This is a genomic window from Sulfitobacter sp. HI0027 (assembly GCF_001634775.1).
Taxonomy (GTDB): domain Bacteria; phylum Pseudomonadota; class Alphaproteobacteria; order Rhodobacterales; family Rhodobacteraceae; genus Sulfitobacter.
Window position 1 is genome coordinate 25,945 of the sequence record NZ_LWER01000418.1, and the last position, 15,795, is coordinate 41,739.

Sequence of the window (15,795 nt, forward strand, 5' to 3'; positions counted from 1 at the left end):
GCGCGAATGTGAGCGGAACAGGGGACCATGCACATCGTTGGTCCAGCAGAAATCACAAAGGAGAAAGCAATGACCGATATCACCAATGCAAAGATCCTGATCCTCGCCACCAACGGTTTTGAGCAGTCCGAACTGGAAAAACCCCTGAACGATCTCCGCGACCGCGGCGCCACCGTCCATGTGGCCACCCCCGACGGGAATGAGATCAAGGGCTGGGACGAAGACGACTGGGGCAACACCGTGCCCGCAGACCTCGCCCTTCGGGACGTAAATGTTGATGACTACCAAGGCATCGTGCTGCCCGGCGGCCAGATCAATCCTGACCTGCTGCGCGCCAACAAAGACGCGGTGGCCCTGATCCGCAAGTTCCACGACAGCGGCAAGACCGTCGCCGCGATTTGCCATGCCCCATGGCTGCTGATCGAAGCGGGCATCATCAAAGGCCGTAACGCAACCTGCTTTAACTCCATCGCGACCGACGTGAAGAACGCCGGCGCGCAGTATGAAGACAGCGAAGTGGTGGCCGACCAAGGCATCGTGACCAGCCGCTCGCCCGAGGATCTCGACGCATTCGTCGCCAAGATCGTCGAGGAGATCGAAGAAGGCAAACACGACCGCAAAGCGGCCTAAGCCTGAGCTTTCGTTCCAAGATTGACCCCCGGCCCTCGCGCCGGGGGTTTTTTAGGCGCGGTCCAAACGCAGGCCAAGCTCCGCCAGCACCGCATCGGTGTCCGCCCCAATGCCACGCGGGGGGCTGGGCATCTGGGGCGCAGTTGCGCCAAAACGCGGCGCACGGCCCGATTGCAGCACGGCGTCCACCTTCACCACATTGCCCCGCGCCGCCATCTGCGGGTGATCCGGCGCTTCGGAAAAGCTGAGCACGGGGGCTACGCAGGCATCCGTGCCGTTGAAATGCGCCGCCCAATCATCACGGGTGCGGGTTGCGAATATCGCGGCGAATTCGGCGGTCCGCGCCTCCCAAGTCGCCCGGTCGTTCTGACTGGCGGCAAGGTCCGCAGGCAGACCCAGCTTCTCCAACAGGATCGCGTAGAACTGCGGCTCCAACGCGCCGACCGAGATGAACTTCCCATCGGCGCAGGTGTAGCAACGGTAAAACGGCGCGGCTCCATCAAGCCAATTGGCAGCGCGTTCCTCGGTCCATGTGCCTTGGGCCAACATGCCGTGGATAAGGCCCATCATCGCAGGCACCCCGTCGACCATCGCAGCATCGACAACTTGACCTTTGCCGGTCACCCCCCGCTCGATCACTGCCGAGAGGATGCCAAACAGCAAGAACATCGTGCCGCCGCCGTAATCCGCCACCATGTTCAAAGGCGGCACCGGGGGCGCACCCGCGCTGCCCATGGCGTGCAAGGCCCCGGTCAGAGCCAGATAGTTGATGTCATGCCCCGCCGTCTGCGCCCATGGGCCGGTCTGACCCCAGCCGGTCATGCGGCCATAAATCAGCTTGTCAGAGCAATTCGTCGGGCCGAGGCCCAAACGCTCCATCACGCCGGGGCGGAACCCTTCGATCAGCACATCGGCAGAGGCAATCAGCGCCCGCCCTGCCGCGATCCCTTCGGGGGTTTTCAGGTTCACCACCACCGACCGCTTGCCACGGCGGTTGATATCGGACGGGTCCGCCGGGGCGGCTTTGCGGTCGACCGTGATGACATCCGCGCCCAGATCGGCCAGCAATTGCCCCGCCAGTGGTGCGGGGCCGAGGCCGGAGAACTCCACCACCCGCAGCGACGACAGCGGCCCTTTGCGCGCCGCCCTGCTCATGCCGCCCCCGGCACCAAGACCTGCCGCGCGCCTTCGGTGAAATCCGACAGCGACAGCGCCCAAGTCGTGCCGGGCCAGCGCAATTCCATCTCGCGTTTTCGTGGACGGTAAACAGCGGTGTAAAGCGTGCCGAACCCGGCGTTGAATGCCGTGGAATAAAGCGGAGGTTTCAGAAACGCCCCGATGAATTTCTCTTCCGGGTCGCGGTGCAGACGCAGACGTTGCAAAAGATAGCGCTCCCGCTCGACCGTGGCGGTAAAACGGGCGTGGCTGATCCATTCCACATTTTCTTGGTGATTGGTCGCCACCGCGGCGCGGGTGATGACAGCCGGGCGGTCAGGGGCCATCATCGCGGTCAGGTAGCGCCGCTTCCGGTCGAGCACGGTGACGTTATAGCTCATATGCGTCGGCACCCGTGCCAGCACCTCGCCCGCCTCTTGCGCGGTTTCGCAGGTCTGCAGCACATAGCGCAGGATCAGCGGCACGCCGAAGCCTTCGCCTACCACACGACGCCCGCCAAAGGTCAGCGAGATCGACAGCCCCGCATCATTCACCCCATCGACCAGCCCCCACAGCCCGTCCGAGGTGCCCATGACCTGCCGCTCCTGCCAGCCCGAGCGCAGCACCATCGCATCGAATGCATTGGGATTATAGTCATAGTTGCGCACCATGACCGGTTCTTTCCCGGCCCAGATCGCCTGTGAACAGGCCGAGAGATAGGGCGGCGGGCAATAGAAGCTCAGAAACCGCGCCGCGTGATCGCCGCCGCCCGCGAGGGTGCAAAGCTCATCATAAAGCGGCAGCATCTCGGGCATATGTTTGCCCAAGGCGCGACGGCATTGGGCATAGGTCGGGCGCGCGGCCTCTCCTTCCTTCAGCCACCATGCGTGGTAGTCAGGCCAATAGGCTGCGAAGAGACCGGCCCACTTGGGGCCGGGTTGATCTTCGGACATTGCGCGCCAGTACATCGCGGCCTTTCATCTTGCTACAGGATCTTGAACGCCGGATCAGAAAGCTCCGGACCAGCAGACGCGGTGGGCAGGGGTTTGCCATCCACACTGCGTTTGATCCCATGGATCCACTTTTTCGCGCGCTCATTCAACTGGAAAGACTTGGTCATCGACCGCCCCCGCGTCACAAGGATGCCGATATCCGCGCCTTCGTAGCGGTAATCACCCGGTTGCAGGATGCGCAGGAAGAAGGCTTCGTTCTCGCTCTCCACCGCGCGGCGGTGATAATCGAAGCGATCAAAGACCACACTGCCGTCTTCCTTCATCTTGTAGATGCCGGTCTCGGGCGCTTCGGTGCAGATGTCGACGCTGTCATCGGTATGTTTGATGACCATCTGGCTCCAACCGTCGATGTTGTCCGGATCGGCCCAGCGGGCGTTCAACTCATCCACGTCGAGGTTGAACTTCTTGCGGCTGAACTCCAGCAAGTGGAACAGGAACAGCGGCGCATCGGCATGGGCAAAGGCGGCGTGGTTGGTCATCGAAGACGCACCTGTGATGCGCGGGTTCAACTCCCCCAGCCACAGATCGCCGGTCTTTTTGTCGATCAGGAAATCGAGCTCGAAATAGCCGCGATAACCCTCCTTGCGCAGCTGCTCCCCGAACTTGAAGGTCAGATCGCGGGCCTTCTCCCGCACCTTCGGCGGGAAGGCGGTGGCGAGGATTTCATTCCCGCACCAGCCGCCGCGATAGGGGGTCAGTTCTTTGAAACCTACCAGTTCGGTCATCAGCGGGCCGACGATGGTGCCCTCCTTGGTCGCACAGGCCTCAATCGCCGCGCCACGGCAATCAATCCGCTTCATGATCTTGATCTCGCCCTCGCCGATGATCTCGCTCTCGTGGCGGCGGAAGTCGGCTTCGGACTTGATGAAGAAGGTCGTGTGCCCGCTGTCGCCATAGGCCGACTGCAACACCAGATCATGGCCGATCCCGGCCTTCTCGCAGGTCTTTTTCAGGTCGTCGTAAGATTTCACCTCGGCCAGAACGTTCGGCACCGAGGGCACGCCCGCCTTGTTGCCGATGCGCACGGTTTCGATCTTGTTGTCCATAGACTGGCGCAGCTTGGCTTTCGGGAACCAGACCTCGGCGCCCAACTCCTTGCTGAGACGCTCGGTCTCTTCGTCGAACATCAAAAAGACGAACTTGGGCTTGCCGCCGCGGCGCTTGATAAAGTCGATGACCTCTTTGTGCTGCAGCAAGTAGTTGTTGATGTCCTCGATGCTCTGGAACTCTGCATGGGGCTGTTCCGAGGGGCAAAAGACGTTGGGGTGCTTACCGCCGTAGCAGTCGATATAGCAGATGTATTTGAAATTCTTCACCCATTCATCAAGGCCGAGCAGATTGAAGTTGGTGGCCGAGATGAAATAGACCGGGTCCTCGTTTCGGTGAAAGAACCGGCGGATTTCGGAGATATTCTTGAGAATTTTTACCATGTCGTGGGTCCTTTTGGTCAAACGGGTGAAGAAGAAAGGTCTTTGCGGCGCACGCGTTTCAGCGCCTCCGCGGTAAAGACGCGCAGGCCCAGATCGGGCCGGTATCCGTGGATCTCGCTCACGTCCAAGGCACGCATAAAGTCGAGAATTTCCTGACTGACGACCTGTCCGGGGACAAGGATCGGAAAGCCGGGCGGATAGGGGATGATGAAACTGGCCGAGACCACGGTATCGCCCGCGTCCATTACCTCTTGGAGTGAGCCGTTCAGGTCGAGGTAGTCACAGTTTTTCTCATCATAGGCGAGGAAGAAGGGCGTGCGAATGTCCCCCTCGGGCGTATCCGCGGCGCGGAAGGCTTCGTGGAAGCAACTGAAATCCGGCAGCGGGGGGTAGTTTTCCATCAGGTTGGTGACACGCCGATCAAACGACAGCCGTTCCATCCGGCTGGCATCGTCCAAAAGATCGTCGAGCGACTTGGCGATCTCGACCAGCACTTCGATCAGATAGGCGACCGAAGAGCGCGTGGTGCCGATGTTGGTCATGAACAACACGGTATTGCGCGAGGTCTTGTTGATCTGGATGCCGTATTTATCCATCAGGATCTGCGTCTTGAAGGTATCGCCATCCCAACCGGTGCCGCCCACGGCCAAGGTAACGCGGGTGGCGTCAAGGACGAACTCATCCTGCTCCCAACAATCCCACATATCAGTCCAGCCCTGCTCCACGTCATAATAGCTGGTGACGCCGCTTTCGCGGTGCTGTTCGGGGATCATGTCGCCGGCGGAAAGCACTTTGAAATACTTCCGTAGCAAGGCGTGTTCGCTGATCGCGCGGCGCATAGACATCGCCGCTTCGACCTGCCGCTGGACAAATTCGAAACCTTCCAGTTCCACCTGCCGTCGCCCGACATCGAGCGAGGCGATGATCTGGTAGTTTGGCGAGGTTGACGTGTGGGTCATATAGGCTTCGTGAAAGCTCTGCTCGACCTCGCCTTTGAAGTCCTGATCGTTGACGTGGATCATCGACCCCTGCCGCAGGGAGGTCAGGGTTTTATGGGTCGATTGCGTGGCATAGGCCCGCACCCGCGCCTGCGGTGGCGGGATCAGCCGGGTGTTGAGCAGGGTCTCATCATCCGCGTCTTTCAGCGTCTTTTGCTGCGCTTCATAGGCCTCGGCATGGGCGTCAGACTTGAATTTCTCGCGCAGGGTATTGGCCGCGTTCATCGCCGTGCGCTGGCGATACGTGGGACTAAACCGGGCAAAAGCGAACCACGCCTCATCCCAGAGGAAGATCAGATCGGGCTTGATCGCCAGACATTCCTCCATCACCCGCTCGACGTTATAGACCAGCCCGTCGAAGGTGCAGTTGGTCAGCAAAAGCATCCGCACCCGATCAAGCTTGCCCGCCGCTTTCAGCTCCAGCAGCCGGTGCTTGATCTCGCGCAGCGGCACCGCGCCATACATCGAGTATTCATTCAGCGGGTAGCTGTCGAGATAGCTGACCTGCGCGCCGGCCAGCACCATGCCATAGTGGTGGCTCTTGTGGCAGTCACGGTCCACCAGAACGATGTCGCCGGGCCGGACCAGCGCCTGGACCACGATCTTGTTGCAGGTCGAGGTGCCGTTGGTGGCGAAAAACGTCTGTTTAGAGCCGAAAGCGCGGCTTGCCAGTTCCTGTGCTTCTTTGATCGGGCCATGCGGTTCTAGCAGACTGTCGAGGCCGCCAGAGGTTGCCGAAGTCTCCGCAAGGAAGATGTTAGGCCCGTAGAACGCGCCCATGTCCTGAATCCAGTGCGAGCGCGAGATCGACTTGCCGCGGCTGATCGGCATGGCGTGGAAGACGCCTGTGGGCTGTTTGGAATACTCCACCAGCGCGGTGAAGAAGGGCGACTTGTTGCGCGCCTGCACCCCCCGCAGGATGTTGAGGTGTAATTCCATGAAGTCTTCTTGGTTGTAGAAAACCCGCCGACAAATCCCCAGATCGAGCCCCGCGATATCCTCGACCGAGCGTTCGGTGACCAGATAGGCGTCCAACTCGGGCCGGACCTTGGCGATCATCCGGCAGAGTTCGGGGCCGTAGCTTTCGGGCTCAAGCGCGTCGATCTCATCCCGCCCCCCTGCGCGGGCGAGGTAGCGGGTCAGGATTTGCTGATCGACTTTCGACTTCAGCGTCAGCCCCGGACGCACCACAATGGCTTGGATGTTGTGGTTGAACATCACCGCAATCAGCGCGTCTTCGAGGCTCGGCACCACGACGGCTTCGTAGATAAACGGGTCTTCGCTGCGGCGCATGCGGGTGACATTGCTGCGCAGCCAGCGCTCTTGCTGTTCGTTCACATTGTCAACGATAAGCACTTCGAAATAGGGCTTGGCCAGAGCGCGCGCCTCGGGTGGGAGCATCGCCTCGTCGTCATGTTCGTCTTGATCCAGACTGTCGCGTTCCAGCGGGATCGTGCGACGGCGGTAAGCGCCGGTGGTTAGCGCACGGGTCACACGGTTCACGGCAAAGGCCAGATCCTCGAAATTGCCATGGGCAAACTGACGGCGCATGTGGTCAAAGGCGGACATGCCCGGAAAGGCCCAATAGGGCTCAATCAGGGCCAGCGAGTCGAACAGCGCCTCGATTTCCTTGCGGCCCTGCGCCGCGCCTTTGCCCTTAGGGTCACGCGACATGGCGGCGGCGGCGGCGCGCAGGGCGCTCCACCGATCCGACCGCAGTTGAATGGCCGAGGAATAGTCGTTCATAGAATGCATCAGTCGTCCTCTGCTGGAGGGCCGACCGATGCCTAGGTACCGCAGTGTGCGAACCTAACCTCGGCCTAGCCGCTGGTATTGTCGTTCTGCCCGGGTGTTTCGGGCGTTGTTTGTGGGTCTGGCATGGCCGCAGCAGGTGCCGCGGGCGCCGGTGTCTGTGCCACTTCCGGCGCGGTGCCGGCGGTGGCGCTGGCAAGCGGTTCCGGCGGGAAACCGTTCTTGCCCTTATAAGCGGGGATCTCGGCAGGCACCTGCTGGGCGGGCACATCGACATGCAGCCCCGCGCGGCTGCCCTGCTGCGGAACTTCGAGCGGGCCGAGGGTGTGCAGGAAAGCATCCGCGCCGCTGTCGCGGTCATAGACCGGGAAATCGGTCGGGCGATCACGGAAGGATTTGAGCAACTGGCCCAAGCCCTTCATCCCCGTCTCACGCTGGCGGCGCACCATGTTGAGATCGATCTCAATCGGGAACATGTCTTCTTGGCCTGCCGACTGGTGCAGCACCATCGAGGTCGGATCAACGACACAGGACTTGCCCACACCGCCAGCGCCAAGGCCGTTCACGTCAAAGATATAGCACTGGAACTGCGCCGCCGTGGCCCGCGCGATGGCAAGCTCTGCGTCGCGGTCCGTGGTGCCAGTCAGAACGGGGTGCAACAGCACTTCGACACCCTGAGAGGTCAGCTGGCGCGTCGTCTCGGGGAACCACATGTCATAGCAGATCGACAGGCCAAAGCGGCCCACATCCGGCACGTCAAAGATGCAGAATTCATTGCCCGCCGCGATCCCGGCCTCATAGGGCCGGAACGGGAACATCTTGGCATAGCGGCGCACCACTTCGCCTTCGGGGTTGATGACGACCGAAGTGTTGTAGACCCGGCCATCTTCGGGATGCTTAAGGAACATCGAACCGGGGATCAGCCAGACGCGGTGTCGCCGCGCGGCGGCCTGAAACTGTTCAATCGTCTCGTTCTCGGGTGGCAGGGCAAACCGGTCGAGCGGACCGAAAGGCGCCAGTTCAGAGAACAGCACCATCTGCGTCCAAGGGAAGCGTGCCATCAGAATGTCGAGCCGCTGGATCATGCCATCGACATTGGGCTGCAAGGCATTGACGTACATCTGCACGCCGGCAATCGCGAAAGGGGTCATGCGTGAATACTCCGAACAACGCGGCGCAATGGACCATTTCCCTGCTTATCTCCGCGACGCACGTGTCTTACGCCCTCACGACCAGAACGGAAACAGGCGAACGACGCACAATGCGGTCGGCGTTGGAGCCGACGAGGAATTCGCGCAGGCTGTCGGGGTGTTCTGATCCCATGACCACCAGATCGGCGTTTGATTTCTTTATCGTTTTCAGCGCCTCGCGGTGGATTTTGCCGAACTTGAGGTGCTGCTTCACCTTTACGTCATCAGGCACTTCCCGCCCGACAAGTTTTTCAAGCGCTTTGGCCGCGCGGCCTGTGGCCTGTTTTTCGTAATCTGCGGGAAAGAACCCTTCGACCAGCGGCGTGCCCATGTCAGGCACGACCGACAGGATATGCAGGGTGCCCTTGGACAGACGGATCATATCCACCGCCTGCGGCAGCGCTTTCTCCCATGATTTTGGGTCACTCAGGTCAACCGTCAGCAAGATATTGTCAAACATGGTGCGCCCTCCTCAGGCTGTCGCGGGCTTGCGGGTGTCACGCGCGGCACGGCCCCGTTGCAGGAAGACGACCAGTGCCAGCAGCAACAGCGCGGGGATGAACATCCAATATTTGCTGGGTTGCGGCATCGGTTTCAGCACGCGCAGCACCTCTTGGTCCCAATCAAGGCCCGCGCCTTGTGCAGGGCTATCGTAGAGAACATCGTCGATGATCATCTTGTCGCCATCCTCGCGGAACATGAGACCTGCGGCTTCCAGCTTCTCGGCCCCCGTCTCGCCCGCGCCGATCGGCAGCAGCGCGACGAACTCCAGCGGGTCGCCCAGATCGTTCACACCCGCAACGCGCAGGCGCAGCCGCTCACCGGCGGGCGTTTCCTCAGCCGCCTGCACGATCTCGGTCGGGGCCTCTTCACTATAGGGCGGATAGACCATGTCCATCCAAAAGCCCGGACGGAACAGGGTAAAGGCAATCAGCAGCAGCGCGATGGTTTCATAGAAACGGTTGCGGGCCAAAAACCAGCCTTGGGTCGCGGCGGCGAAAAGCAGCATCGCCACGGTTGCCACGACAAAGATGAACAGCCCCTGCCCCCATGTGACCCCGATCAACAGCAGTTCCGTGTTGAAGATAAACAGGAACGGCAGCGCAGCTGTGCGCAGGGAGTAGAAGAAGGCCACGAGACCCGTGCGGATCGGATCACCGCCCGAAACGGCGGCGGCGGCAAAGCTTGCCAGACCCACCGGCGGGGTCACATCGGCCATGATGCCGAAGTAGAACACAAAGAGGTGCACGGCGATCAGCGGCACGATCAGCCCGTTCTGCTGACCCAATGTCACGATCACCGGCGCCAACAGGGCCGAGACGACGATGTAGTTCGCAGTGGTGGGCAAGCCCATGCCAAGGATCAGCGACAGGACCGCGGTCAGGAAGAGGATCGCAAGGATATTGCCGCCCGAGAGCACCTCAACCACATCGGCCAGCGCCGAGCCGACGCCGGTCTGGCTCACCGCGCCGACGATGATACCAGCCGTTGCCGTGGCGATGCCGATACCGATCATGTTGCGTGCGCCGGTGACCAACCCGTCGATCAGGTCAAGCACACCCGCCTTCACGTCGTTCACAAACTGGCTTTCGCCGCGGAACATCGCCATCAGCGGGCGCTGTGTCAGCAGGATAAAGATCATATAAGCCGCCGCCCAAAAGGCCGAGAGGCCGGGCGACAGGCGGTCGACCATCAGCGCCCAGACCAGCACGACGACAGGCAGGATGAAATGCAGCCCTGACCGCGCGGTCGGCCCGGGCATCGGCAACGATGTCACCTCAGCATTGGGATCGTCCAGTTTCAACGGTTCTTCCTTACTCGCCACATAGAGCAGGCCAACATAGACCGCCGTGAGGAAGACAAAGATGATGTAGCCCGCTGTCTCAGGGAAGGCCGGGCGGATCCAGCCCATCAGGTAATAGACGGCAAAGGACAGGGCGCAGATGGCGATGATCGCAAAGGCGATGCCGATCAACTGCTGCACCAGCGGCTTGGGCGTATAGGCGCGGGGCAGACCCTGCATCCCGGCTTTCATCGCTTCAAGGTGCACGATGTAGACCAGCGCGATGTAAGAGATAACCGCAGGCAAGAAGGCGTGTTTGACCACGTCGAAATAGGGGATGCCGACATACTCGACCATCAGGAACGCCGCAGCGCCCATCACAGGCGGCATGATCTGACCGTTGACCGAAGAGGCCACCTCGACCGCGCCGGCTTTCTCGGAGTTGAAGCCCACTTTCTTCATCAGCGGAATGGTGAATGTGCCGGTGGTCACAACGTTGGCGATGGAGGAACCGGAAATCAGGCCGGTCATGGCCGATGCCACAACCGCCGCTTTCGCCGGACCGCCGCGCATGTGGCCCATGAGGCTGAATGCGACCTGAATGAAGTAGTTGCCCGCGCCCGCACGGTCCAACAGCGAGCCGAACAGCACGAAGAGGAACACGAAAGAGGTCGACACACCAAGCGCGATGCCAAAGACGCCCTCGGTGGTGATCCACTGGTGGTTCACGATCTCCGACAGGCTGTTGCCCTTATGGGCGATGATGCTGGGCATAGAAGGGCCAAGCACGGTGTAGAAAAGAAAAATGCTCGCCACGATCATCAACGCAGGCCCAAGCGCGCGGCGGGTGGCTTCGAGCAGGATTAACAGTCCGGTAACCCCTGCGATATAGTCTGGCAGGATCGGCGCGCCGACGCGGTTGGCGATTTCGCGGTAGAAGATAAAGAGGTAAAGCGCACAAAAGGTGCCAACGATCGCCAATGCCCATTCCCAGATTGGAACGCGGTTCTTGGGCGAGCCGAGCAGCACTGTCGCAATCACGAAAAGTGCGGGGATCGGGATCCACCAAATCGCGGTCGAATCTTTGGTGCTGACCATAAAGAGCGCGGCAAGAACGGCCGGAACGATGACACCAAGTGCCACCTGAAAACTCGTGCGCGTGGCCGGGAACACCATGATGCCAAGGAATACGGCAAAGCCCAAGTGAATGGAGCGGGCCAGCGTATCATTGAACAGACCAATGGGTGACGCGATGTAGAGTTGAAACAGCGACCAAGCCAGTGCCACCAACAGCAGCAAGGTGCCCATCAGCCCGCTTACAGCACGGCCGCCCGTATCAGAAGAAGCGACAAGTTCGTCCAGTTCCGCCTGGCTCAGTCCGCCTCGGTCACCGGTTGCGGCGGTTTCGACAGCCGCCGCCTTTTGCTGGTCCTTCTCAGACATATCGTCCCCCTGTCGGCTCCACCTTGGGGTGGATGCGCATATTGTTCTTTTCGGGTCTCTGACGGCAGCGTACCGCCGCCAGAGCTATCATGTCACGCGAAGATTACTCGATCCAACCTTGCTCTTTGTAATACTTCTCTGCACCGGGGTGCAGCGGCGCAGACAGACCGCCCGAGATCATCTCTTCTTGGGTCAGGTTCTCGAACGCCGGGTGCAGACGCTTGAAACGGTCGAAGTTGTCAAAGACAGCTTTGACGACCTGATAGACCACATCGTCATCCACATCAGCGGATGTCACAAAGGTCGCTTTCACGCCGAAGGTTTTCACGTCTTCGTCGGTGCCCTTGTACATGCCGCCCGGCACGGTGGCCTCGGCATAATAGGGGTTGTCGTCGATCAGGCCTTGGATCGCATCACCATCCACGGGGATCAGCTTGGCGTCGATGGTCGACACGGCTTCTTGGATGGAGCCATTCGGGTGGCCAACGGTGTAGATGATCGCATCCACTTTGTTGTCGCCCAGAGCGGCGGCCTGCTCGGCTGGTTTCAGCTCGGAGGCCAGTGCGAAATCGTCCAGCGTCCAGCCCTTGGCGTCCATCACGACTTCCATGGTGGCGCGCTGACCGGAACCGGGGTTGCCGATGTTGACGCGCTTTCCTTTGAGGTCGTCAAAGGACTCGATGCCGCTATCAGCACGGGCGATGACGTTAAACGGCTCACCATGCACGGAGAAGACCGCGCGCAGGTTGTCGAACTTGTCACCTTCGAACTGCGAGGAGCCGTTGTAGGCGTGGAACTGCCAGTCGGACTGGGCAACGCCCATGTCCATGTCGCCCGCTTTGATCGCGTTGATGTTGGCGATGGACCCGCCGGTGGAGGGCGCGGTGCATTTCAGGTTGTGATCCGCTGTGCCGCGGTTCACCAGACGGCAGATCGACTGACCGACGACGAAGTAAACGCCTGTCTGGCCACCGGTGCCGATGGTGATGAACTTTTCCTGCGCCATGGCCGCAGTGCCGGCCACCATGGCACCGGTCATCGCGAGCATTTTGAACATTTTCATAAGATGTCTCCCATTGTTATATTGGCGGACCACCCTTTAGGCGGACACCATTGCATGCACAAGTAGAGCGCCGCAGCCTTTAGGCAATTGACTGGGCAGGGAAATTTCTAACGCGCCGTTCAGGGCCCAAGCAGACATGCCCTTGTGGCGGGAATCCCCGAATTCAGGTTAGGTCGGATTGCCATCGCGATCAATGCAACTCCCTTTCATGGCGTAACCCGACCCCCAAAGCCTATCCTACACGCTGAGGCAAATCCGGCAGAACCGGCGCGGCGGCGATGAGCGATTTGGTATAGGCGTGCTGCGGCGCGTCGAAGACCTGCGTTGTCTCTCCGGCCTCTACGATCTTGCCGGACTGCATCACCAGCACCCGGTCCGTCACCGTACGCACCACCGACAGGTCGTGCGAGATAAAGAGATAGGTCAGGTCATAATGGCTGCAAAGATCGGCCAGCAGATCGAGGATCTGCGCCCGGACCGAGACATCCAGCGCGCTAACCGCCTCGTCGAAAAGGATTAACTCTGGCCGGATGATCAGCGCGCGGGCAATGGCGATCCGCTGGCGCTGTCCGCCCGAGAATTCGTGAATGTATTTGCGCGCATCTGCGGGGCGCAGCCCCACGGCGGTCAGCGCTTCGTCAATCGCGCGGGTCCGCTCCGCCCCCTGCGGCGCGCTGTCGAGCAGGTGGAAAGGCTCGGTCACCAACCGATCAACCCGGTGGCGCGGATTGAAGCTGCCGAAAGGGTCTTGGAACACCACCTGCATCTTGCGGCGCACGGCAAGGTTCGGCTTTGTCCCGGTAAAGACGGGCTGACCATCGACGGTGATGCTGCCCTCTTGCACCTGTTCCAGACCCAAAATCGCCCGCGTCAGGGTCGATTTTCCGCAACCGGATTCCCCCACCAAGCCCAACCGCTCCCCCCGGTTCAGGGTAAAGCTGAGGTTGTCCACCGCGCGGAACGTGCCCGGCGCACCGAACAGGGTTTTGCGCGGCAGATGGTAATCGCGGCAGACGCCTTTGACCTCCAGCAGCGGCACGGGCGCGGGTGGCGTGGGCAGGTTGACCTCATGGCGGGAGGCCTCGAAGAGCATCTTGGTATAGGGGTGGCGCATGTCGCGCAGCAGGCTCTGAGTCTCTCCTTGCTCGACAATCTGGCCCTTGCGCATGACGATGATCCGGTCGGCCATATCGGCCACGACGGCAAGGTCATGGGTAATCATCAACAGCCCCATGCCATCTTCGCGCGCCAGACGGGTCAGCAGGGCGAGGATTTGCGCCTGTGTGGTGACATCTAGCGCCGTGGTCGGCTCATCGGCGATCAACAGACGGGGACGCAGGGCGATGGCGATGGCGATTACCACCCGCTGACGTTGCCCGCCGCTCAACTCATGCGGATAGCGCGACAGGGGGAAGCGGTCTTGGGGCAGGCCGACGCGGGTCAGCGTTTCGGCGGCGCGGGCCTCGGCCTCGGCGCGTGAGACGCTGGGCTCATGCACGCGGATGGTTTCGGCCACTTGGCGGCCAATGGTCTGCACCGGATTCAGCGCGGTCATCGGCTCTTGAAACACCATGCCGATGTCATTGCCGCGCACGCCGCACAGCGTCGCTTCGCTCATCTGGCTCAGATCGTCATCGCCCAGCATGATATGGCCGGTGGTCGTGCCCCCCTTGGGCAGCAGTTGCATTGCCGCCAGCGCGGTCATCGACTTGCCCGAGCCGCTTTCCCCGGTCACGGCTACGATCTCTCCCGGTGCGACGGAAAAGGTCACCCCGTCGAGGATGCGCAGCCCGTGGATCGACAGCGAGAGATTGGAGACAGTCAAAAGCGTCATGTGCGTGCCACCCTCAGGCGGGGATCAAGCATGTCCCGCAGCCCGTCACCCATCAAGTTCAACCCCAGCACCGTCAGGATGATCGCGAAACCCGGCATCAAGGCCATATGCGGCGCAATACTGACCATGGTTTGCGCATCGGCCAACATTCGGCCCCATGACGGCACCGGCGGCTGCGCGCCAAGGCCGACGTAGCTCAGCCCCGCTTCGGCAAGGATACCCAGAGAGAATTGGATGGTCCCCTGCACGATCAGCAGATTGGCGACATTGGGCAGGATATGCTCCGCCGAGATACGCGCGGCGGATTTACCGGCGACCCGCGCGGCGAGGATGAATTCACGTTGCCACAAAGACAGCGCCGCCCCGCGTGTGATCCGGGCGAAAACGGGGATGTTAAAGATGCCGATGGCAATGATCGCATTGATCGCCCCGGCGCCAAAGACCGCCGTGATCAAAATGGCGATGACAATGGCCGGAAAGGCAAAGACCAGATCATTGCCGCGCATGATGACTTCATCCACAAGGCTCCCACGCCGCGCTGCGGCCCAAAGCCCCAGCGGCACGCCCGCGCCCATGCCGATGCCCACCGCCACCAACGCCACGGCGATAGAGGTCCGCGCGCCGACCATGATCATGCTCAGAATATCGCGGCCAAAGTGATCCGTGCCCATCGGATGCGCCAGCGACGGGCTGTGCAGCTTGTTCGCGATGTCGAGCCCGGCATAGTCATAAGGCGTCCAGACAAAGGAGATCAGCGCCGCCAGCAAAAAGACCGAGGTCAACACGGCCCCAAGAAACAGGTTGCGGTTCATGTGCGGGCCCTCAACCGGGGATCGACGGCGGCATAGGCCAGATCGACAAGGAAATTCACCAAGATCACCGAAAAGACCAAGAGCATCACCACCGACTCGACCACGATCAAATCCCGCGCCGAGATCGACTGGAACACCAGCCGCCCAAGGCCCGGCAGGTAAAAGACCTGCTCGATAATGATTGACCCGGCCAGCAGGAAGGAGAACTGCAAACCGATGATCGTCAGCACCGGGATCAGCGCATTGCGCAGCCCGTGCCGCCAAAGCGCCTGCCGCGCCGTCAGCCCCTTGGCCCGCGCGGTCCGCATGAAATCTTCGCCCAAGACATCCAGCAGGGCCGAGCGCATGACCCGCGCGAGGATCGCCGCCTGTGGCAAGGCAAGCGCAATGGCAGGCAGGGTCAGCGCATGCAGCCCGGCGAAAAGCCCCTTGTCCCAGCCGACGAAGCCGCCCGCTGAAAACCAGCGCAGGTTGATCGAAAAGATCAGCACAAGGATCATGGCGAACCAAAAGTTCGGCACTGCCACGCCCAATTGCGTTGCCCCCATGACGCCAACGTCGCCCGCCCGCCCCCGGCGGGAAGCGGCGTAGATGCCCGCCGGAAAGGCCACGATGACAGAGAGGAAAAGCGCATAAAGCGCCAAGGGCACAGAGACCCAAAGCCGGTCACCGATCATCTCGGTCACCGGGGT

12 protein-coding genes are annotated in these 15,795 nt (G+C 61.2%); 1 reads left to right on the plus strand and 11 read right to left on the minus strand.

Features of this window, described 5'->3' with window-relative positions; genetic code table 11:
* Nucleotides 1-69 precede the first annotated feature (69 nt).
* Nucleotides 70-630 carry a type 1 glutamine amidotransferase domain-containing protein gene (locus tag A3722_RS18780; protein ID WP_067629478.1) on the plus strand — a complete coding sequence of 187 codons (561 nt, stop codon included), beginning with the start codon at nucleotides 70-72 and terminating at the stop codon, nucleotides 628-630.
* Nucleotides 631-681: 51 nt separating this feature from the next.
* Here the strand turns inward: A3722_RS18780 and A3722_RS18785 are convergent, their stop codons facing one another.
* The 11 genes from A3722_RS18785 to A3722_RS18835 form a co-directional block, all read right to left on the minus strand.
* Nucleotides 682-1,785 (minus strand): CaiB/BaiF CoA transferase family protein, encoded by a 1,104-nt coding sequence (locus A3722_RS18785; protein ID WP_067629479.1) that lies wholly within the window; start codon nucleotides 1,783-1,785, stop codon nucleotides 682-684.
* Nucleotides 1,782-2,753, minus strand: a complete 972-nt coding sequence (locus A3722_RS18790) for a C45 family autoproteolytic acyltransferase/hydolase (RefSeq protein ID WP_067629480.1) — start codon at nucleotides 2,751-2,753, stop codon at nucleotides 1,782-1,784. Before A3722_RS18790 ends, A3722_RS18785 begins: the two co-directional genes overlap by 4 nt.
* 17 nt (nucleotides 2,754-2,770) lie before the next feature.
* Nucleotides 2,771-4,228, minus strand: a complete 1,458-nt coding sequence (locus tag A3722_RS18795) for a biotin carboxylase (protein WP_067629482.1) — start codon at nucleotides 4,226-4,228, stop codon at nucleotides 2,771-2,773.
* Between the two features lie 17 nt (nucleotides 4,229-4,245).
* Nucleotides 4,246-6,981, minus strand: coding sequence for an aminotransferase class I/II-fold pyridoxal phosphate-dependent enzyme (locus A3722_RS18800; RefSeq protein WP_067629484.1), 2,736 nt, complete (start codon nucleotides 6,979-6,981; stop codon nucleotides 4,246-4,248).
* 65 nt (nucleotides 6,982-7,046) lie between these two features.
* The gene (locus A3722_RS18805) at nucleotides 7,047-8,129 is read right to left on the minus strand and encodes a carbon-nitrogen hydrolase family protein (RefSeq protein WP_067629486.1); all 1,083 of its coding nucleotides are present in this window, start codon (nucleotides 8,127-8,129) and stop codon (nucleotides 7,047-7,049) included.
* 67 nt (nucleotides 8,130-8,196) lie between these two features.
* Entirely contained in the window at nucleotides 8,197-8,628 is a 432-nt protein-coding gene (locus A3722_RS18810; RefSeq protein ID WP_067629488.1) for a universal stress protein, read from the minus strand.
* Between the two features lie 12 nt (nucleotides 8,629-8,640).
* Entirely contained in the window at nucleotides 8,641-11,394 is a 2,754-nt protein-coding gene (locus A3722_RS18815) for a TRAP transporter permease (RefSeq protein ID WP_067629489.1), read from the minus strand.
* 103 nt (nucleotides 11,395-11,497) lie between these two features.
* Nucleotides 11,498-12,457, minus strand: coding sequence for a TAXI family TRAP transporter solute-binding subunit (locus A3722_RS18820; protein ID WP_067629490.1), 960 nt, complete (start codon nucleotides 12,455-12,457; stop codon nucleotides 11,498-11,500).
* A gap of 232 nt (nucleotides 12,458-12,689) precedes the next feature.
* Nucleotides 12,690-14,291, minus strand: coding sequence for an ABC transporter ATP-binding protein (locus tag A3722_RS18825; protein WP_067629491.1), 1,602 nt, complete (start codon nucleotides 14,289-14,291; stop codon nucleotides 12,690-12,692).
* Nucleotides 14,288-15,103, minus strand: coding sequence for an ABC transporter permease (locus A3722_RS18830; protein WP_067629497.1), 816 nt, complete (start codon nucleotides 15,101-15,103; stop codon nucleotides 14,288-14,290). Before A3722_RS18830 ends, A3722_RS18825 begins: the two co-directional genes overlap by 4 nt.
* A partial coding sequence (locus tag A3722_RS18835; RefSeq protein WP_067916367.1) for an ABC transporter permease occupies nucleotides 15,100-15,795 on the minus strand: 696 nt, incomplete at its 5' end. The genes A3722_RS18835 and A3722_RS18830, both read right to left, overlap by 4 nt.